This is a genomic window from Micromonospora sp. NPDC049282 (genome assembly GCF_043197045.1).
Lineage (GTDB): Bacteria > Actinomycetota > Actinomycetes > Mycobacteriales > Micromonosporaceae > Micromonospora.
In genome coordinates this window covers 25,584-44,710 of record NZ_JBICSL010000024.1, presented here as the reverse complement: position 1 = coordinate 44,710, position 19,127 = coordinate 25,584, and the positions used below count along the sequence as shown (strand labels likewise).

Sequence of the window (19,127 nt, the reverse complement as noted above, 5' to 3'; positions counted from 1 at the left end):
CTCAGCCCGGGTCGAGGGCGGGGCCGGATAACCGAACCCGCGCTGGCCCCTCCCCGGGGGCGGAAAAGCTGGTTGGCTCGACGCACGGATCGGCGGCGGCCGGTCCGGCCCCGCCGGCGCGAGGTCCGGCGGGTCACCGGAGACGGGGGAGGGCACGGATGCGCGACGACCGGGCGGCACGGCGGCGGCACCGCGACGCGGTGGCCGGGCTGCGGGGCGGCGGCCGGGAGGAACCGCTGATCGGCGGGCCCCGGCGTGCCGGGACCCGCCCACCGCGGTTCTTCACCGTGCACCTCGGCTTCGCGGCCGCCGACCCCGCCGTCGCGCGGGAGCTGGCGGTCGCGTACGCCGAAGCGCTCGGCCTGCTCCGCCCGGAGCTGGCGCTCGGCGCGGCGGCGTTGTCCCCGGCCGACGCCTGGCACCGCGCCGAGCGGCTGTTCTGCGGGGCGGTCGGGCCCGACGGCGAGCGGTGCGCCGACGTGACCGGCCATCCCGGTTTCCACCACGCGCCCGGCCCGGGTGGGCTCGGCTGGGGCGACGGTGACTGACCCGGTGGAGTCAGTCCAGGTCGAACTCGCCGTCCTGGGCGCCCGCGACGAAGGCGTCCCACTCGGCCTGGGTGAAGACCAGCACCGGGCCGTCCGGCTCGGCCGAGTTGCGCATTCCGATCAGGTCGTCGACGAAGGCCACCTCGACCGCGCCCTCGGACGTGTCGCCCTCCGCTCGCTGCCAGACCGCCCGAGAAAGGTCGAAATCGCCCTTGGGGTGCTGACCCATCGTTGTTCCTCCATCGCCACGCGTCACGGGGAGGCCCGTGCGGACCTCATCGGGCAGGATAAGCGGATGCCGAGCCTGACCCGTGCAGAGGCAACCGCGCGTGGCGCGTCGATCACTGTCGAGTCCTACCAGGTGGACCTCGACCTGACCGTTGACGCCGAGCGGTTCCGCTCCACCACCACCATCCGGTTCCGGGCCACCCCCGGCGCCGAGACCTTCGTCGACGTCAAGCCCCGCCGACTCCTGCGGGCCCGCCTCAACGACCGTGACCTCGACCCGGAGCTGCTGGCCGACGAGCGGCTGCCGCTCACCGGGCTGGCCGCGACCAACACGCTCACGGTCGAGGCCGAGATGGCCTACTCCAACACCGGCGAGGGGCTGCACCGCTTCGTCGACCCGGCCGACGGCGAGACCTACCTCTACGCGATGTCCTTCCTGGACGACGGTCCGCGCGTCTTCGCCGCGTTCGACCAGCCGGACCTGAAGGCCCCGGTGTCGCTGGCGGTCACCGCGCCGCCGGAGTGGACGGTGGCGGCCAACGGTCAGCTCGCCGATCGGCCGGCGCCCGGGCGCTGGGAGTTCGCCCCGACCGCGCCGCTGGCCACCTACTTCGTCTCGCTTGTCGCCGGGCCCTGGCACGTGCTGCGGTCCGAGCACGACGGCATCCCGCTCGGCCTCTACTGCCGGCGTTCGCTCGCCGCGCACCTCGACGCCGACGCGGACGAGATCTTCACCGTCACCCGGCAGTGTCTCGACCGGTTCCACCAGCTCTTCGCCGAGCGCTACCCGTTCGGCAAGTACGACCAGGCGTTCGTGCCCGAGTTCAACGCCGGCGCGATGGAGAATCCGGGCCTGGTGACGCTGCGCGACGACTACGTCTTCCGCTCCGCGGTCACCGACACCCAGCGCGAGCAGCGGGCCACCGTCATCGCCCACGAGATGGCGCACATGTGGTTCGGTGACCTGGTCACCATGCGCTGGTGGGACGACCTGTGGCTGAACGAGTCGTTCGCGGAGTACCTGGGCACCCGGGTCACCGCCGAGGCCACCCGGTTCGACCAGGCGTGGACCACGTTCGCGTTGCGCCGCAAGGCGTGGGGATACGCGGCCGACCAGCGCCCGTCCACCCACCCGGTGGCCCCGGAGGAGGTCGCCGACGCCGCGGCGGGCCTGCTCAACTTCGACGGCATCTCCTACGCCAAGGGCGCCGGCGTGCTGCGCCAGCTCGTCGCCTGGCTCGGCGACGACGCGTTCCTCGCCGGCCTGAACGCGCACTTCGCGAAGCACCGGTTCGGCAACGCCACCCTCGCCGACCTGCTCGACAGCCTGGCTTCGGCCGGCGGCCGCGACATGGCCGACTGGGCCGAACGGTGGCTGCGCCGGCCGCAGGTCAACACGCTGCGGATCCAGGCCGCGGTGGACGCCGACGGGCGCTGGTCCGAGGTGGGCGTGGTGCAGACCGCGCCGGAAAGCCACCCGGTGCTGCGGCCGCACCGCATCGGGGTGGCCCACCACACCACCGACGGCCCGGTGCGCCGGGTCGAGGTCGACCTCGACCCGGACGCCGACGGCGGCCGCACCCCGCTGCCCGAGCTGGTCGGTCAGCCCGCCACCGGCCTGCTGCTGCCCAACGCCGGCGACCTCACGTTCGCCAAGATCCGGCTCGACCCGGCCTCCGCCGACGCGGTGCCGATGCTGCTCCCCGGCCTCGACGACCCGCTGGCCCGGGCGCTGCTCTGGGGTGAGGCGCTGGACGCCGCCACCGACGGCGAGCGGCCGGTCGCCGAGCTGGTCACCCTGATCGCCGCCGCGTTGCCGGCCGAGACCGAGGTGATCATCGCCGAGGACGTGCTCACGCTCAGCCGCAACCTTGTCGACCGCTACCTGGAGCCGCTGGCCCGGGACGCGGCGCTGCTGCGGATCGCCGGGGCGTGCCAGAAGCTCCTGGCGGGCGCGCCGGCGGGCGGTTCGCTGCAACTCGCCGCGGCCCGTGGCCTGATCGGCGCCACCACGGACACCGCCCTGCTCACCGCCTGGCTGGCCGGCGAGGGCGTCCCGGAAGGGCTGGCGGTCGACGCCGACCTGCGCTGGGAGCTGCTGCACCGGCTGGTGGTGCTGGGCGGCGCCGGCGAGCCGGAGATCGCCGCCGAGTCGGCCGCCGACCGCAGCGCCACCGGCGCCGAGCGGGCGGCCGGCTGCCGGGCCGCGCTGCCCGACGCCGACGCCAAGCGGGCCGCCTGGGAGATCGTCACCAGCAACACCGAGTTGTCGAACCGGCTGGTGGAGGCCACCGCCGAGGGGTTCTGGCAGCCGGAGCAGGCGGAGCTGACCGCCGGCTACGTCGAGCGGTTCTTCGCCGACATGCCGGCGAGCGCGCGACTGCGTACCGCCTGGGTGGCGGACCGGGTCGCCGCGCTGGCCTTCCCGCGCTACGCCGTGGCGCAACCCACCCGGGAGCTGGCCGCGGCGCTGCTGGCGCGCGACGACCTCACGCCGGGGCTGCGCCGGCGGGTCGTCGATCTCGACGACGACCTGCGCCGGGCGCTGGTGGTCCGGACGGCGGTGGCCGCCGCGGGCGCCTGACCGGCGACGCGCCGGGCGGGTCGGGCACCCGTCCGGCGCGAGCCCGGTGGCCCGGGCCGGCCGGCGCCGGCGCGCGGCCTAGGATCGCGGGGTGGAGGAAGACATCCGGCGGATCGGCATCATGGGCGGCACGTTCGACCCGATCCACCACGGTCACCTGGTGGCGGCGAGCGAGGTGGCCGACCGGTTCGGTCTGGACGAGGTGGTCTTCGTGCCCACCGGTCAGCCGTGGCAGAAGGCGGACGAACCGGTCAGCCCGGCCGAGGACCGCTACCTCATGACGGTGATCGCCACCGCCTCCAACCCGCGCTTCCAGGTGAGCCGCGTCGACATCGACCGTGGTGGTCCCACCTACACCGTCGACACGCTGCGCGACCTGCACGCCGAGTACGGCCCGAAGGCGCAGCTGTTCTTCATCACCGGCGCGGACGCGTTGGAGCGGATCCTCTCCTGGAAGGATCTGGACGAGGTGCTCGAGTTGGCCCACTTCATCGGCGTGACCCGGCCCGGCTTCGAGCTGTCCGACCAGCACCTCCCGGCGGACTCGGTCAGCCTGGTGCAGGTGCCCGCCATGGCGATCTCCTCGACCGACTGCCGCGCCCGGGTGGGTCGAGGTGAGCCGGTCTGGTATCTGGTGCCGGACGGTGTGGTGCAGTACATCGCCAAACGGCGGCTCTACCAGCGCTGATCCTGCCCGTTACGCCCCCGTTCATGCCGGAAACCGACCAGAACTGGCAAGTCGCCGCACCGCCGGGTGTGAGAGGCTTGGAGCGGTCGCACGGTTGATCGAAGGAGAACGGTGACAATTCCCGAACGCGCTTACGAGCTGGCGATGGCCGCCGCCCAGGCCGCGGCGGACAAGAAGGCAGAGGACATCGTCGTCATCGACGTCGGTGACCAGCTCGCGATCACCGACGCGTTCCTGGTGGCCTCGGCACCGAACGAGCGTCAGGTGCACGCCATCGTCGACGCCATCGAGGAGCGCCTGCTGGAGCTGCCGGCGAAGGCCAAGCCGATCCGCCGCGAGGGCGAGCGGGGTGGCCGCTGGGTGCTGCTCGACTACGTCGACATCGTGGTGCACGTGCAGCACACCGAGGAGCGCGAGTTCTACGCGCTCGACCGGCTCTGGAAGGACTGCCCGCAGATCCCGTTCGTGGATCGCGACCTGGCCGACTCGGCCGCCGGCACCGCCACCGCCGAATGACCCGCCTGATCATCTGGCGGCACGGCAACACCGACTGGAACGCCGCGAGCCGGGTCCAGGGCCAGACCGACGTGCCGCTCAACGACCTCGGCCGGGAGCAGGCCCGCGCCGCCGCGCCCGTGCTGGCCGCGCTGCGACCCGACGCCATCGTCGCCAGCGACCTGCGCCGGGCCGCCGACACCGCCGCCGCGCTGGCGGCGCTGACCGGGCTGCCGGTCCGCACCGACGCCCGGCTGCGCGAGCGGTACTTCGGCCAGTGGCAGGGCCTGGCCCTCACCGAGGTCGCCGAGCGGTTCGAAGACGAGTACGCCCGCTGGCGGGCGGGCGACCCCGACCCCGGCGCCGGCATCGAGAACCTCGACGACCTCGGCAAGCGGCTCGGTGCCGCGTTCCGCGACGCGGCCGACCTGGCCGCCGGCGGCACCGTGGTGGTGACCACCCACGGCGGCGGTGCCCGGCAGGGCGTCGGTCACCTGCTCGGCTGGGACCACGCCGTGCTGCGCAGCGTCGGCTCGCTGGCCAACTGCCACTGGACCGAGCTGCGCCACGACGACGTCCGGGGTTGGCACCTGCGGGCGCACAATGTCGGTCTGATCACCCAGCCGGCGCTCACCGACGCGGTCTGATCCCCTCGGCCCCGGCGCGCCGCCGCGACATCGGCTAGCGTGCCGGTCATGCCCGTCGCGGTCGTCACCGACTCCACCGCCTACCTGCCCCCCGAACTGGTCCGCGCGCACCGGCTCACCGTCGTCCCGCTGACCGTCGTGCTCAACGGCGCCGAAGGGCTGGAGGGCATCGAGACCTCCCCGGCGGACGCCACCCGCGCGTTGAGTGCCCGCCGCGTCTCGGTGAGCACGTCCCGCCCCGCGCCGGAGCAGTTCGCGCAGGTCTACCGTGCGCTGCTCGCCGACGGCGCCGACGGCGTGGTCTCGGTCCATCTCTCCGCCGAACTGTCCGGCACCGTCGAGGCGGCCCGGCTGGCCGCCGCCGAGGTCGGCGACGACCGGGTCACCGTGGTGGACAGCCGATCCACCGGCATGGGCCTCGGCTTCCCGGCGCTCGCCGCCGCCGCGGCCGCCGCCGGGGGCGCCGATCTGGCCGGGGTACGCGCGGCGGCGCTGGACGCGGTCGAGCGGACCACCACCTTCTTCTACGTCGACACGCTGGAGTTCCTGCGTCGGGGCGGCCGGATCAACGCGGCCGAGGCGCTGCTCGGCACCGCCCTCTCGGTCAAGCCGATCATGCACATGCCGGACGGCGCGATCGTGGTGAAGGACAAGGTCCGCACCGCCAGCCGGGGCGTGGCGCGCCTGGTCGACCTGGCCGTCGAGGCGGCCGGCGACGCCGACGTCGACCTCGGGGTGCACCACCTCGCCGCCCCGCAACGCGCCGAGGCGTTGCGGGCCGCGCTGACCGAGCGGCTGGGTGACCGGCTGCACGACACGTACGTCACCGAGGCCGGCGCGGTGGTCGCCGCGCACGCCGGCCCCGGACTGGCCTGCGTGGTCGTCCACCGCCGCCGATGACCGCCCGGTCGGGCGGTGCGCGCGCGGCTCTCGCCAGTTCGGTGAAGTGGGGGTATCAAGGGCCGATGGATGTGACCATTTCCCCGAGCTGGTGTGGATCTTGCCGGGCCGCCCGGTGACCGGGCGGTCGTACGTCGTCACCGGCGGGGGGCGAGGGGTCGGGCGGGCGATCGTGGAGCGGCTGGCCGCCGACGGTGGGGTGGTGGTGGTCGTCGAGCGGGACGCGAGCGCGACGGACTGGCTGGCCGGGCATCCGGCCGCCGAACGGCTGCACGCCGTCACCGGGGACGCCGCCGACGAGGCGGTCACCGCCCGGGCCGCCGACCGCGCCGAGACGCTCGGCCCGTTGGCCGGCTGGGTGAACAACGCCGCCGTCTTCCGTGACGCCGCCCTGCACCGCGAGTCCGCGACCGAGGTGTTCGACCTGATCGCGGTCAACCTGCGCCCCGCCGTGGTCGGCGCCGGCACCGCCGTACGCCGGTTCCTGGCCGCCGGCACCGGCGGCGCGATCGTCAACGTCTCCTCCCACCAGGCCCGCCGGGCGGTGCCGGGCGCCCTGCCGTACGCGACCGCGAAGGCCGCCGTGGAGGGGCTGACCCGGGCGCTGGCGGTGGACTACGGCCCGCGCGGGATCCGCACCAACGCGGTCGCGCTCGGCTCGATCCACACCGAGCGGCACGCCGCCTTCCTCGCCGGGCTGGACCCGGCCGGGGTGGACCATGTCGAATCGGAGCTGGCCCGACTGCATCCGGTGGGACGGATGGGACGCGCCGAAGAGGTGGCCGACGCGGTCGCGTACCTGCTGTCGGCGGCGGCCTCGTTCGTCAACGGGGTGACGCTGCCGGTCGACGGGGGCCGGGCCGCGCTCGGGCTGGACCCGGAGGCGCGCTGACCGCCGCGCGGGACAGGACCTGCGCGGGCGCCGAAGCACCCGTACGGACGAGGCGTGACCGTGGATGGTCGGGAGCCTGTAGGTCGCAGCACTGCCTACAAACTTGATGACGTGAACGAGTCGCTCCCTGAGTCGTCCCCCCCCCCGACCTCAAGTTCGTAGCCTCCCGAGGTGGCCACTCGCGATCGGCATCGGCGCGCGGCATCACCTGGGACATCGCCGGCCAGCACATCGGCGGCATGATCGGGTGGTTGTCCACAACCGCCTGTTGTCCACAGGCGAGGGGTCCGTGGGCCGGCCCTGGGCCCGCCGTCGTCGCTAACGTCCCGAGCCGTGTCAGACGACGAGGAGACGACGGTTCGGCGGAGGCTCGCCCGGCTGTTCACGCCAGCAGCGGGTAGGACCGCCGTCCCGGCTGTCGCCGGCGGCGCGCCGCATGCCGTCCGAGCGGCGACGCCCGAGCTGTCACCGGCGTACCCGTTCGTCGAGCCGGACCGCCCCGGACCGCCACGCGGCCACCCGGAGCCCGATCACGGGCTCACGCGGCCGTTCGGGCCGGGTCCGACGTTCGTCGAGGACGATCCCGACGGACCGGAGGAGAGCCCACCCGGGGAGCCCGCGCGAGGGCTGGCGTCCCGGCTGCCCGGGCCGGGCGCGTTCGACCCGGGCCGGCGCGGTGTCCGGGCCCTCGCCGCCGTGGCCACGCTCGTCGTGCTGGTGGCCGCCGTCTGGGCGTGGCGCTCCCGCCCGACCGCCGAGCCGATCCGTCCGATGGCGCCGGCCGGCGAGGCCCCGGCCGGGGAGGCGACGCGGGCGGCGGCCGGCGCGGTGACCGGGGTGGCCGCGCCGGCCGGCTCGTCCGGGCAGGTGGTCGTCGCGGTGGCCGGCAAGGTCCGCCGGCCGGGGCTGGTGCGGCTGCCGGCCGGCGCCCGGTTGGCCGACGCCGTGGAGGCGGCCGGCGGCGCGCTGCCCGGCGTCGACGTGGCGCTGCTCAACCCGGCCCGCAAGGTCACCGACGGCGAGCTGATCCTGGTCGGCGTCACCGCCCCGCCGGGGCAGGCCGCCCCCGGGCCGGCGGCCGGTCCGGCGGCGGGCGGCGGGGCGGCGCCGGCCGGGCCGGTCAACCTGAACACCGCCACGCTCGCCCAGCTCGACACGCTGCCCGGCGTCGGCCCGGTGCTCGCCCAGCGGATCCTCGACCACCGGGAGCAGCACGGCGCCTTCCGGTCCGTCTCCGACCTGCGGCAGGTCGAGGGCATCGGCGACGCCCGCTACGAGCAGCTCAAGGAACTGGTGACGGTGTGAGCGCCGACGGTGGGGATGCCGGGCCGGACCTGCGGCTGGCCGGGTTCGCGGTGGCCGCCTGGCTCGCCGCGCTGGCCGGGCTTCACCTCTCCGTCCGGGCGACCGCCTGGCTGGCCGCCGCCGCTGCCGCGCTCGCCCTGGTCGCGGGCCTGCGCCTGCGCCGCGAGCGCCCCGCGCCGATCCGCCGCTACCGCTGGGTCGCCGTGGCCGTCCTGCTCGGCGTGCTGTGCGGGGCGGCGGCGACCGGGGCCCGGCTCGCGGCCCGCGACGCCGCCCCGATCCGCGCGCTCGTCACCGAGCACGCGCTGGTCACCGCCGATCTGGTGGTGCGGGACGACCCCCGCCGGGTACGCGGCTCACCCGGCCGCCCGGCGCCGCTGCTGATCCGGGTCGATCTGGTACGCCTCACCGGCCCCGACGGCGGTCAGGTCACCGGCCCGGTGCGCGGCCTGGTGCTCGCCACCGACCCGGGCTGGCAGGAGATGCTGCCGGGGCAGCGGGTCACCACCCGCGGCCGGCTCGCCGAGCCGCGCGGCGGCGACCTCACGGCGGCGGTGCTCTCGGCCACCGGGTCACCCACCCGGCACGGCGCCCCGTCCCGGGCGCAGCGAGCGGCCGGCGCGCTGCGGGCCGGGCTGCAACGGGCCTGCGCACCGCTGCCCGACGCCCCGGGCGGGTTGCTGCCCGGACTGGTGGTGGGGGACACGAGCCGGCTGCTGCCCGAGGTGGAGGAGGACTTCCGGGCCACCGGGATGACGCACCTCAACGCGGTGTCCGGGTCCAACGTGGCGATCATCGTGGGCGCGGTGCTGCTGCTGGCCCGCTGGGCGCGTGCCGGTCCGCGTACCGCGGTTGCGCTCTGCGGCCTCGCCCTGGTCGGCTTCGTCATCCTGGTGCGGCCCTCGCCGAGTGTGGTGCGGGCCGCGGCGATGGGCGCGATCGGGCTCGCCGCGCTGGCCGCCGGGCGGTCCCGGGCCGCGCTGCCCGCGCTGGCCGCCGCGGTCGCCGGGCTGGTGCTGCTGGACCCGGACCTGGCCGGGGACCCGGGCTTCGCGCTGTCGGTCTGCGCCACCGGCGGTCTGCTGCTGCTCGCGCCCGGGTGGCGGGACGCGTTGCGTCGTCGGGGCGTACCGCCGGGGTTGGCGGAGGCGCTGGCGGTGCCGGCCGCCGCGCAGCTCGCGTGCGGCCCGGTGATCGCCGGGCTGTCCGCGACGGTCAGCCTGGTGGCGGTGCCGGCGAACCTGTTGGTCGTGCCCGCCGTCGCGCCGGCCACGGTGCTGGGCGTGCTCGCCGCGGTGCTGTCTCCGGTGTGGCCGGCCGGCGCCGAGTTCCTCGCCTGGTTGGCGAGCTGGCCGGCGCGTTGGCTGGTGGCGGTGGCGTCGCACGGGGCGGGGCTGCCGGCCGGGAACGTGCCGTGGGTGGGTGGGGTGGCCGGCGCCCTGCTGCTGGCCGCCGTGAGCGTGGCGCTGCTGCTCGCCGCCCGGCGGCGTCGGGCCCGGCGGCTGGTCGCGGTCGTCGTGGTGGCCGTGATGCTGGGTGCGGTGCCGATCCGGTTGCTGGCCTCTGGTTGGCCGCCGCGCGGTTGGGTGGTGGTGGCGTGCGCGGTGGGGCAGGGCGACGCGGTGGTGCTGCCGGTCGCCGCCGGGCGGGCCGTGGTGGTCGACGCCGGTCCGGAGCCGTCCGGGGTGGACGGCTGCCTGCGGCGGCTCCGCGTACGCGAGGTGCCGTTGCTGGTGGTCAGCCACTTCCACGCCGACCACGTGGGCGGGGTCGCCGGGGTGTTCCGGGGGCGGCGGGTCGGTGCGGTGGTCGCTCCGCCCTGGTCCGAGCCGCCCTACGGGGTCGCCCAGGTGCGTGCGGCGGCCGGCCGCGGTGGCGCCCGTCTCGGCGCGGCGCAGGCGGGCTGGCGCTGGCGGGCCGGTGCGGTGGAGCTGGCCGCGGTCGGGCCGCCGTACCCGCTGCGCGGGAGCCGCTCCGACCCGAACAACAACTCGCTGGTGCTGACCGCCACCGTGGCCGGGGTGCGGATCCTGCTGGCCGGGGACGCCGAGACCGAGGAGCAGCGGGCGCTGGTGGAGACGGTGCCGACCGCCGCGATCCGGGCGGACGTGCTGAAGGTGGCGCACCACGGGTCGGCGTACCAGGCCCCGGAGTTCCTCGCCGCGGTCCGGCCGGCGGTCGCATTGGTCTGCGTCGGCGTCGACAACGACTACGGGCATCCCAACGCCGGCCTGCTGGGCCGGTTGAGCCGGGGCGGCGCGCGGGTGATGCGGACCGACACCGACGGGGACGTGGCCGCCGTCCGGGCCGGTGCCGGCCTGGCGGTGGTGGCGCGCGGCACCGAGCCGGGGCGGTCGCGCTGAAGCTCTGCCCGCCACACTGCCACTGTCGCTGGCAGACCCGGCCGGTAGACGTTCGACGCGATCCCCGCAACCTTGCTGACGACCAGGCGGCCAACGGCGACCAGGCGGGGCAAACGCCCTGGTCAGAGGATATCGCCGTGAGCAAAACCTGATGAATACCGATAGATTTGTCTTATCTGGAATTTAGCTGGTCATCTATGGATTCCATCCCGCGAGGTGGGCCAACCTGGGGCCACCGTACGGGTGACCATGTCTCGACAAGCGATGGGAATTCCAGCCATGAAGAACAAGAAGCTGATCCTCGCCGGCGCGGGGGCGGCACTGGCCGGCGGCCTCCTGCTGGCCGTACCCCTGACGGCCGCCGCCGACCCCGGCTCGACCACGGCCACCAAGTCGGGGGTGGCGATGGCTCCGCTGTCGCAGCGGACCGGCACCGCGGTGTCGGTGGCGCCGGGGGCCAACGGGGTCGCCACCGTCACCTGCCCGTCCGGCACGATCGTGACCGGTGGTGGCGGCCAGACATCCGCCTTCGACATCTTCATCACCGACTCCTTCGCCTCCGGCAACGGCTGGGTGGTGCGCGGCAGCAACCGGGGCACGACGGTCCAGACCATCAGGGCCGTCGCCATCTGCATCGGCTAGTCGTGGCGACCATCGGCCTCGTCGATGGCGTGACGGCCTGAGACCAGGCGGAACCTCCGGCGAGGCGTGCGGTGTCGACGCCCCACGACCGGACCGGAGGTCTCCTGGTCGCAGAGGGTCACGCGTGGCCGTCGGTCGCCACGATCGCCACGTACAGCGGCGTTTCCCCCGCACCGTCGCCCGCGTGATCCAGTCGTCGGTCATGGCCGGCTACCTCCGGTCCAAGCCCCGGTGTCAGCGTTGGCGCGCCGCCTGGGGCTGTTTTGTCGGTACCCGCCGCGCTCATGCGTCGGCGTACCAGGATCCGGAGTTCCTCGCCGCGGTCCGCCCGGCGGTCGCGCTGGTCTGCGTCGGCGTCGACAACGACTACGGGCATCCCAACCCGGGCCTGCTGGGCCGGTTGACCAGGGAAGGGGCGCGGGTGACGCGGACCGACACCGGCGGCGACGTGGCCACGGTCCGGGCCGGTGCCGGGCCGGCGGTGGTCGCGCGGGGCGTCGAACCGGGACGGTCGCGGTGACCGTGCCGAACCGAACCGGGGATCTTGTCGGCATAGCTGGTGAATCAAGGCAAATGTCTGGATTTGCGTTGAGTGCGGGCTGCGCCGTCACAGTCCCCGATGAGCAGGCACGAAGCGATCGGAGTGCGTGCGAGTATGGGCGACGTGACCCCCGCCAGCCTGCCTCCCATTCTGCTCGTCCTTGGCGACGAGGAGCTGCTCGCCACGCGCGCGGTCGCCGAAGCCGTTGCCCGGGCCCGCGCGGTGGACCCCGAGGTGGACGTGCGGGAATACCAGGCCGGCTCGGTGGCGGTCGGCGAGATCGACGAGATGCTGAGCCCGTCGCTGTTCGGCGGTCGCCGGGTGCTGGTGCTCCGCTCCGGGCAGGACACCCGCAAGGACCTGTCCGCCGCGCTGCTGGCGTACGCGAAGAATCCCGACCCGGACGTGCAGCTCGTGGTGCTGCACCTGGGTGGTGGGAAGGGCAAGGCGTTCGCCGACGGGCTGCGGTCGGCGGGCGCGACCGTGGTGCCGGCGGCGAAGCTGAAGGGGCATCGCGAGCGGGTCGCCTTCGTCCGGGACGAGATCCGCCGCAACGGCGGAAAGTGCACCGACGACGCGGCCGAGGCCCTGATCGCGGCGGTCGGCAACGACCTGCGCGAGCTGGCCGCCGCCTGCTCCCAGCTCGTCGCCGACACCGACGGGCGGATCGCCGCCGAGACGGTCTCCCGCTACTACCGGGGCCGGGTGGAGGTCACCGGCTTCACGGTGGCCGACGCGACGATGGTCGGCGACGTGCCCGGCGCCCTGGAGGCGTTGCGCTGGGCGCTGCACGTCGGGGTGGACCCGGTGCCCATCGCCGACGCGCTCGCCGACGGCGTGCGGACCGTGGCCCGCGTCGCCTCGGCCGGGCGGGGCAACGCCTACCAGCTCGCCAGCAGCCTGGGCATGCCCGCGTGGAAGATCGAGCGGGCCCAGCGTCAGGGCCGCGGCTGGACGCCGGAGGGCCTGGTCGAGGCGATGCGGGCGGCAGCCGAGTGCAACGCGGCGGTCAAGGGCGGCGCCGACGACCGGGCCTACGCCCTGGAGCGGGCCGTCTTCTCGGTGGCGGCGGCCCGGCAGGGCGGCGCCCGGTGACCCGAGCGTGGTCGACCGTGCCGACGGACGAGGAGCGGTACCGCCCCCTCTACGCCCGGGTGCTCGGACTGCGCTTCGTCAACCCGGGCGGAGTGCTCTGCTTCCTCTTCTTCGAGGGCGCCGCGGCGCTGGCCGTGCTGCTCGCGCTCGCCGAGCTGGTCAACTGGTGGGCGGTGCTGGTGTTGCCGACCGCCGTGGCCGCGATGGTCAAGCTGAACGACGTGGTGGCCGAGATGGTGATCCGCACCGCGGCGCAGGTGCCCGAGCAGGAGCGGGACCGCTTCCGCCGGCAGGTGGAGCCGGTCGTCGGGCGGGCGCGGGTGCCGACCGGGGCCCGGGCGCTGCCCGGTGGCCTGAGCCTGGCCGCCGACCCGAGGGCGACCGGCCCGGCCGTTCCCTACCACCAGCCGGGCCGCTCCGTGCTGCCGTTCGACCGGGCCGGCGAGGGCGAGCGCCGGACCGGGTCCGGGGTCGCCTGGCCCGATTCCCTCCGCTGACCGGAAGCTTGATTGGATAGGAATCTGTCAATAGATTGAGGGTGGGCACCGCCGAGGTCCGGACGACCGGGCCGCCGGCGGCGTACAGGTCCACCCCGAGCCGGGCATTTCGGTCGTACGCGCCGACCAGTCGCTGTGGCGCATCGTCGCGCCGTACCCAGGGCACGTTGTCGCGCCGCGTCCGTCCAGGACACGCGTCGCCGCGTCGCCTCCGCCCAGCTCGATGCCGAAGGACCCTTCATGACGATTCTCCGCGCCCGCACCGCCCCCACCCTGGCGGTCGTCGCCGCGCTGGCCGCCACCGTGGCCGCGACCGGAACGGCCCTGCTCGCCGGCCCGGCCGCAGCCGCCCAGGGCTGCCGGGTCGACTACACGCCCAACCAGTGGCCCGGCGGGTTCACCGCCGCCGTCAAGGTCTCACCCGGTGACACCGCCGTCTCCAGTTGGACCGTCACCTGGACGTACGCCGGCGACCAGCGCGTCACGAACGGCTGGAACGCCACGGTCAGCCAGTCCGGAACGACGGTGACCGCCCGCAACGTGTCGTACAACGGCAGCATTCCGGCCGGCGGCGCCACCGAGTTCGGCGTGCAGGGCACGTTCGCCACCGGCGGCGGCGCGCCCACCGGGTTCACCCTGAACGGGGTGCCGTGCAACGGCGCCGGGCCGACCCCGACCGGCGGGCCCACCACGATGAACCCGACCACCGCGCCGCCGACCACGGCCCCGCCCACCAGCGCCCCGCCCACCACGCTCCCGCCGACCACGGCCCCGCCGACCAGTCCGCCGCCGACCACCAACCCGCCGGCCGGGTGTGCCGGGGCCGTGCTCTGCGACGGCTTCGAGAACCAGACCGGCTCGACGCCGTCCGGCGACTGGACCGTGGTGAATCCGGACTGTGCGGGCGCCGGCACGGCCATCATCGACACGGCCACCACCCACAGCGGTAGCCGGGCGGTCCGGATCAACGGCGCGGCCGGATACTGTAACCACGTCTTCATCAGGTCGACGAAGAACCTCGGCAGCGTGGGCAGTGTCCGGTACGGCCGGATCTGGGTGCGGCACACCACCGCCCAGCCCACCGACCACACCACGATGATCGCGATGGCCGACGCCGCCGACGGCAACAAGGACCTGCGGATGGGCGGTCAGAACGGCGCCATGCAGTGGAACCGTGCCTCCGACGACGCGACGCTGCCCGAGCAGAGCCCGGCCGGGGTGGCGCAGAGCGTGCCGCTGCCCACCAACCGGTGGGCCTGCCTGGAGTTCATGGTCGACGGCTCGGCCGGGCAGCTCCGCACCTGGCTGGACGGGGCCGCCGTCGCCGGACTCACCGCCGACGGCGTGCCGACGCACGACATCGACGGCCAGTGGTACAACCGCACCTGGCGTCCGCAGCTCACCGACCTGAAGCTGGGCTGGGAGAGCTACGGCGGCGGCGCCGACACCCTCTGGTACGACGACATCGCGGTGGGGTCCAGCCGGATCGGCTGCTGACCCGCACGGTCCCGCCACGGCGGGCCCGGGTCCGGAAAGCGGACAGCCGGAAGCCCCGGGACGGTGTCCCGGGGCTTCCGGTCGGGTCTACGGTCTTGTCAGGCCGAGAACGAGGCGACGCGCTTGGCGATCGCCGACTTCCGGTTGGCCGCCTGGTTGGCGTGGATGACACCCTTGCTGGCGGCCTTGTCCAGCTTGCGGGTGGCCTCCTGCATGAGGACGGTCGCCTTCTCGGCGTCGCCGGCCTCAGCAGCCTCGTGGAACTTGCGGATGGCGGTCTTCAGCGACGACTTGACCGACTTGTTCCGCAGCCGGCGCTTCTCGTTCTGCCGGTTGCGCTTGATCTGGGACTTGATGTTCGCCACGCGACAGCCTCGTCTTGATAGCTCGGGTTGGTCAGCTTCCGCGCACGACGAGCAGCCGTCATCGCCGCGCGAGTAGCCAGGCTACCAGTCCCTCCCCGGCGAGCCAAAACCAGGGTAAGGAGGGGCCCCTCTTTAACACCTCTGGTCAAGAGGGCCCCTCCTCTACCGGAAGCGTTGAGAGGGGGCCCCTCCTTGCTGGGAGGTAGGCGGCGGGTCAGGTCCAGCCCTGGCGGGTGGCCAGCCAGGCGAGCGCCTGCTCCCCGCTCCACCGCTGGTGGGACCGCAGGTGCGGGGAGGCGGTCGACGGCCCGGCGGCGGCGCCGGTGAGGAAGTAGCCGGCCAGTGCGGCGAGGCTCACGTCCAGCGAGTCGGCGGGTGCCCCGGCGGTCGCCGGGTGGGCGGCGAAGGCGGCGTCCGCGTCGAGGCCGGTGGCGTACCCGGTGATCAGCAGGCCGGCCAGGTCGAACCAGGCCGGCCCGTGGCAGAGCCAGGTCCAGTCGCAGAGCCAGGCGCGGCCTCCGGCGTCCAGCAGGACGTTGTCCACCCGCAGGTCGCCGTGGGCCAGCCCGGGGGCGGCGTCGGCGTACCGGGGGAGGCGGGACTCCAGCGCCACCAGCTCCGCCAGCGGCGCCCGGGTCGCCGGCTCGGGCAGCGGCTCGCGGCCGGCGGCCACCTCGCCCCACCACAGGATGTCGTCCCGGGCCAGGTCGGCGAGGCGGGGCAGGCCGAGCGCGGCGAGCTGCGCGGGCGGGTCGGCGAGCGCGGCGGCCACCTCGGCGTACGTGGTGAGGGTCGCCGCCAGCTCGGCCGGGTCCCAGGGCAGCCGGGGGGTGTGCCCGTCGATGGCGTCCAGCGCGAGGGCGTACCAGCCGGAGTGGGTCAGCGCCCAGCGTGGCCGGGGCACCGGCAGGCCGGCGGGGAGCCGGGCCAGGATCGTGGCCTCGTGGGCGTACCAGTCGACCAGGTGCCGCTGTCCGTCAAGCGCGGCCGCCTTGACGAACACCCGCCCGCCGCTCGGGCCGGTCAGCACGGCGGCGAAGCCGCGGGTGAAGCCGCCGCCGGCCACCTCGACCGCCGCCGGCGGGCCGCCGAGCCGGGCCGCCAGCGCGTCGCGCAGCCCGGCCGGCAAGTCGGTCCAGCCGGGCCGGACGGCCGTCGCCCCGTACGGAACGGGCGGTAGCGAGATCGCGCGCACCGCACCATGCTGCCGCACCGGCGCCTGGTCGGGTGCGGGCGGCGCGTCGGTGGGCTCTGCCAGACTGCCGACCATGAGGACCGAGGAGTTCTGGCAGTTGATCGACCAGGCCCGGGCCGGTGCCGGGGGAGAGGCCGACGCGGTCGCCGCCCGGGCGGTCGCGCTGCTGGCCGAGCGCGACCCCGAGGAGATCGTCGGATACGCACACCACCAGCGGCGGGTGGTGGCCGCCTCCTACCGGGTCGACCTGTGGGGCGCGGCCTACCTGATCAACGGCGGCGCCTCGGACGACGGCTTCGAATACTTCCGGGGCTGGCTCATGACGCAGGGCCGGGCCGTCTTCGCGCGGGCGGTCGGCGAGCCGGACTCGCTGGCCGAGCTGCCCCGGGTGCGGGCCGCCGCGCTCAGCGGCGAGGAGTTCGAGTGCGAGCGGATGCTGTCGGTGCCCTGGGAGGCGTACCGGAAGGCCACGGCGGCCGAGCTGCCCGCCGAGCGTGATCCGGTGCCGGTGCCCGACCTGAACGACTTCTGGGACTTCGACGACGAGGAGGAGGCCCGCCGCCGACTGCCGAGGCTCGCCGCGCTCTTCGTCGAGCCGCCGGCGGAGTGACGGGGGAGCCCGGGCGCGCCTCGGACGACGTGGGAGCATAGAGGCAGCCGGCGCCACGCCGGCCCGCTCCCGTCAGCCGATCAGAACGGACCGCTGTGCCACCGACGCTCGATCCCGGCGTGAACGCTCCCGGTGCCACCGACCCGGCGCGCATCCGGAACTTCTGCATCATCGCCCACATCGACCACGGGAAGTCGACCCTGGCCGACCGGATGCTGCAGCTCACCGGCGTGGTCGACCCCCGGCAGATGCGCGCGCAATACCTGGACCGGATGGACATCGAGCGCGAGCGCGGCATCACCATCAAGAGCCAGGCCGTCCGGATGCCGTGGACCATCCGGGAGGGTGACCGGACCGGCGAGACCGCCGTGCTCAACATGATCGACACCCCGGGCCACGTCGACTTCACCTACGAGGTGTCCCGCTCGCTGGCCGCCTGTGAGGGCGCGATCCTGCTGGTTGACGCCGCGCAGGGCATCGAGGCGCAGACGCTTGCCAACCTCTACCTGGCGCTCGAGAACGACCTGCACATCATCCCGGTGCTCAACAAGATCGACCTGCCGGCGGCCCAGCCGGAGAAGTACGCCGAGGAGCTGGCCCACCTGATCGGTGGCGACCCGGCGGACTGCATCCGGGTCTCCGGCAAGACCGGTGCGGGTGTGCCGTACCTGCTCGACGAGATCGTCCGGCAGTTCGTGCCGCCGGTCGGCGCGGCCGACGACCCGGCCCGCGCGATGATCTTCGACTCGGTGTACGACGTCTACCGCGGCGTGGTGACCTACGTCCGGGTGATCGACGGCCGGATCTCGGCCCGGGACCGGATCAAGATGATGTCCACCGGCGCGGTCCACGAGCTGCTGGAGATCGGTGTCATCTCGCCGGAGATGGTGAAGGCCGACGCGCTCGGCGTCGGCGAGGTGGGCTACCTGATCACCGGCGTGAAGGACGTGCGCCAGTCCCGGGTCGGCGACACGGTCACCATCAACGGCAACCAGGCCAAGGAGGCGCTCGGGGGCTACAAGGACCCGAAGCCGATGGTCTACTCGGGCCTCTATCCGATCGACGGCTCGGACTACCCCAACCTGCGTGAGGCGCTCGACAAGCTCAAACTCAACGACGCCGCGTTGGTCTACGAGCCGGAGACCTCCGGCGCGCTGGGCTTCGGTTTCCGCTGCGGCTTCCTCGGCCTGCTGCACCTGGAGATCATCCGGGAGCGGCTGGAGCGGGAGTTCAACCTCGATCTCATCTCCACCGCGCCCAACGTGGTCTACCGCGCCATCACGGAGGACGGCGAGGAGATCGTGGTCACCAACCCGAGCGAGTACCCGACCGGCAAGATCGCCGAGGTGTACGAGCCGACGGTGCGGGCCACCGTGCTCACCCCGAACGACTACGTGGGCGCCGTGATGGAGCTGTGCCAGGGTCGCCGGGGCACCCTGCTCGGCATGGACTACCTCTCCGCCGACCGGGTGGAGCTGCGCTACACGCTGCCGCTGGCCGAGATCATCTTCGACTTCTTCGACCAGCTCAAGAGCCGTACCAAGGGTTACGCCTCGCTGGACTACGAGACCTCCGGCGAACAGGCGTCCGACCTGGTGAAGGTCGACATCCTGCTGCACGGCGAGCCGGTGGACGCGTTCAGCGCCATCGTGCACAAGGACAAGGCCTACAACTACGGCACGACGATCGCGGCGAAGCTGCGCTCGCTGATCCCGCGCCAGCAGTTCGAGGTGCCGATCCAGGCGGCCATCGGCAACCGGGTGATCGCCCGCGAGACGATCCGCGCGATCCGCAAGGACGTGCTCGCCAAGTGCTACGGCGGTGACATCAGCCGTAAGCGCAAGCTGCTGGAGAAGCAGAAGGAGGGCAAGAAGCGGATGAAGATGGTGGGCCGGGTGGAGGTCCCGCAGGAGGCCTTCATCGCCGCGCTCTCCTCCGACTCCGGCGACGGCAAGACCGCCGGCAAGAAGTAGCCCACCAGGCCTCAGGAACCGGCCGGCGCCCCCTCCCGGGGTGCCGGCCGGTTCGCGTACTC

The 19,127-nt window shown here is 74.3% G+C and carries 19 protein-coding genes; 16 read left to right on the top strand and 3 right to left on the bottom strand.

Annotated features, from left to right (window positions below; all coding sequences use genetic code 11):
• Positions 1-158 precede the first annotated feature (158 nt).
• Positions 159-548 carry a hypothetical protein gene (locus tag ACGFI2_RS27835; protein ID WP_393522323.1) on the top strand — a complete coding sequence of 130 codons (390 nt, stop codon included), beginning with the start codon at positions 159-161 and terminating at the stop codon, positions 546-548.
• A gap of 10 nt (positions 549-558) precedes the next feature.
• On the opposite strand, the gene ACGFI2_RS27830 is transcribed toward ACGFI2_RS27835, so the two are convergent.
• Positions 559-777: a DUF397 domain-containing protein gene (locus tag ACGFI2_RS27830; protein ID WP_013287999.1), complete on the bottom strand. Its 219-nt coding sequence runs from the start codon at positions 775-777 to the stop codon at positions 559-561.
• Between the two features lie 66 nt (positions 778-843).
• Here ACGFI2_RS27830 and pepN point away from each other — a divergent pair, with 66 nt between their 5' ends.
• The 13 genes from pepN (at position 844) to ACGFI2_RS27765 (ending at position 14,922) form a co-directional block, all read left to right on the top strand.
• Positions 844-3,360: an aminopeptidase N gene (gene pepN, locus ACGFI2_RS27825; RefSeq protein WP_393522321.1), complete on the top strand. Its 2,517-nt coding sequence runs from the start codon at positions 844-846 to the stop codon at positions 3,358-3,360.
• A gap of 91 nt (positions 3,361-3,451) precedes the next feature.
• Positions 3,452-4,048: a nicotinate-nucleotide adenylyltransferase gene (gene nadD / locus ACGFI2_RS27820; protein WP_181569848.1), complete on the top strand. Its 597-nt coding sequence runs from the start codon at positions 3,452-3,454 to the stop codon at positions 4,046-4,048.
• Between the two features lie 111 nt (positions 4,049-4,159).
• The gene (gene rsfS / locus ACGFI2_RS27815; RefSeq protein ID WP_393522318.1) at positions 4,160-4,564 is read left to right on the top strand and encodes a ribosome silencing factor; all 405 of its coding nucleotides are present in this window, start codon (positions 4,160-4,162) and stop codon (positions 4,562-4,564) included.
• Positions 4,561-5,190, top strand: coding sequence for a histidine phosphatase family protein (locus tag ACGFI2_RS27810; protein WP_393522316.1), 630 nt, complete (start codon positions 4,561-4,563; stop codon positions 5,188-5,190). Before rsfS ends, ACGFI2_RS27810 begins: the two co-directional genes overlap by 4 nt.
• Before the next feature lie 48 nt (positions 5,191-5,238).
• Positions 5,239-6,090: a DegV family protein gene (locus ACGFI2_RS27805; protein ID WP_393522313.1), complete on the top strand. Its 852-nt coding sequence runs from the start codon at positions 5,239-5,241 to the stop codon at positions 6,088-6,090.
• Positions 6,091-6,205: 115 nt separating this feature from the next.
• Positions 6,206-6,982 (top strand): SDR family NAD(P)-dependent oxidoreductase, encoded by a 777-nt coding sequence (locus tag ACGFI2_RS27800; RefSeq protein ID WP_393522408.1) that lies wholly within the window; start codon positions 6,206-6,208, stop codon positions 6,980-6,982.
• A 333-nt stretch (positions 6,983-7,315) separates the two neighbouring features.
• A complete protein-coding gene (locus tag ACGFI2_RS27795) occupies positions 7,316-8,287 on the top strand; it encodes a helix-hairpin-helix domain-containing protein (RefSeq protein WP_393522310.1) in 972 nt (323 codons plus the stop codon).
• Positions 8,284-10,650: a ComEC/Rec2 family competence protein gene (locus tag ACGFI2_RS27790; protein WP_393522307.1), complete on the top strand. Its 2,367-nt coding sequence runs from the start codon at positions 8,284-8,286 to the stop codon at positions 10,648-10,650. The genes ACGFI2_RS27795 and ACGFI2_RS27790 overlap by 4 nt, the downstream gene beginning before the upstream one ends.
• Positions 10,651-10,914: 264 nt before the next feature.
• Positions 10,915-11,292, top strand: coding sequence for a hypothetical protein (locus tag ACGFI2_RS27785; protein WP_393522305.1), 378 nt, complete (start codon positions 10,915-10,917; stop codon positions 11,290-11,292).
• A 184-nt stretch (positions 11,293-11,476) separates the two neighbouring features.
• Positions 11,477-11,812, top strand: coding sequence for a hypothetical protein (locus tag ACGFI2_RS27780; protein ID WP_393522302.1), 336 nt, complete (start codon positions 11,477-11,479; stop codon positions 11,810-11,812).
• Between the two features lie 135 nt (positions 11,813-11,947).
• Positions 11,948-12,928, top strand: coding sequence for a DNA polymerase III subunit delta (gene holA, locus ACGFI2_RS27775; RefSeq protein WP_393522299.1), 981 nt, complete (start codon positions 11,948-11,950; stop codon positions 12,926-12,928).
• Positions 12,925-13,425, top strand: coding sequence for a hypothetical protein (locus tag ACGFI2_RS27770; RefSeq protein WP_393522297.1), 501 nt, complete (start codon positions 12,925-12,927; stop codon positions 13,423-13,425). Before holA ends, ACGFI2_RS27770 begins: the two co-directional genes overlap by 4 nt.
• Positions 13,426-13,665: 240 nt before the next feature.
• Complete coding sequence (locus tag ACGFI2_RS27765) at positions 13,666-14,922, top strand: cellulose-binding domain-containing protein (protein WP_393522294.1); 1,257 nt, start codon at positions 13,666-13,668, stop codon at positions 14,920-14,922.
• A gap of 98 nt (positions 14,923-15,020) precedes the next feature.
• Here ACGFI2_RS27765 and rpsT read toward each other — a convergent pair whose 3' ends face one another.
• The gene (gene rpsT / locus ACGFI2_RS27760) at positions 15,021-15,287 is read right to left on the bottom strand and encodes a 30S ribosomal protein S20 (RefSeq protein WP_091071372.1); all 267 of its coding nucleotides are present in this window, start codon (positions 15,285-15,287) and stop codon (positions 15,021-15,023) included.
• A 214-nt stretch (positions 15,288-15,501) separates the two neighbouring features.
• The gene (locus ACGFI2_RS27755) at positions 15,502-16,557 is read right to left on the bottom strand and encodes a phosphotransferase family protein (protein WP_393522291.1); all 1,056 of its coding nucleotides are present in this window, start codon (positions 16,555-16,557) and stop codon (positions 15,502-15,504) included.
• On the opposite strand from ACGFI2_RS27755, the gene ACGFI2_RS27750 reads away from it, so the two are divergent.
• The gene (locus ACGFI2_RS27750; protein WP_393522289.1) at positions 16,556-17,092 is read left to right on the top strand and encodes a DUF4240 domain-containing protein; all 537 of its coding nucleotides are present in this window, start codon (positions 16,556-16,558) and stop codon (positions 17,090-17,092) included. The two genes, ACGFI2_RS27755 and ACGFI2_RS27750, sit on opposite strands and share 2 nt — an antisense overlap.
• Before the next feature lie 95 nt (positions 17,093-17,187).
• On the top strand, positions 17,188-19,065 hold the full coding sequence (gene lepA / locus ACGFI2_RS27745) for a translation elongation factor 4 (protein WP_393522287.1): 1,878 nt from the start codon (positions 17,188-17,190) through the stop codon (positions 19,063-19,065).
• Positions 19,066-19,127 lie beyond the last annotated feature (62 nt).

Excerpts from the sequence above, each read along its gene's own strand:
- ACGFI2_RS27835 (WP_393522323.1), top strand. The coding sequence starts at position 159 with ATGCGCGACGACCGGGCGGCACGGCGGCGGCACCGCGACGCGGTGGCC.
- ACGFI2_RS27830 (WP_013287999.1), bottom strand. The coding sequence starts at position 777 with ATGGGTCAGCACCCCAAGGGCGATTTCGACCTTTCTCGGGCGGTCTGG.
- pepN (WP_393522321.1), top strand. The coding sequence starts at position 844 with ATGCCGAGCCTGACCCGTGCAGAGGCAACCGCGCGTGGCGCGTCGATC.
- ACGFI2_RS27810 (WP_393522316.1), top strand. The coding sequence starts at position 4,561 with ATGACCCGCCTGATCATCTGGCGGCACGGCAACACCGACTGGAACGCC.
- ACGFI2_RS27805 (WP_393522313.1), top strand. The coding sequence starts at position 5,239 with ATGCCCGTCGCGGTCGTCACCGACTCCACCGCCTACCTGCCCCCCGAA.
- ACGFI2_RS27785 (WP_393522305.1), top strand. The coding sequence starts at position 10,915 with ATGGGAATTCCAGCCATGAAGAACAAGAAGCTGATCCTCGCCGGCGCG.
- holA (WP_393522299.1), top strand. The coding sequence starts at position 11,948 with ATGGGCGACGTGACCCCCGCCAGCCTGCCTCCCATTCTGCTCGTCCTT.
- ACGFI2_RS27765 (WP_393522294.1), top strand. The coding sequence starts at position 13,666 with ATGACGATTCTCCGCGCCCGCACCGCCCCCACCCTGGCGGTCGTCGCC.
- ACGFI2_RS27750 (WP_393522289.1), top strand. The coding sequence starts at position 16,556 with ATGAGGACCGAGGAGTTCTGGCAGTTGATCGACCAGGCCCGGGCCGGT.
- ACGFI2_RS27755 (WP_393522291.1), bottom strand. The coding sequence starts at position 16,557 with ATGGTCGGCAGTCTGGCAGAGCCCACCGACGCGCCGCCCGCACCCGAC.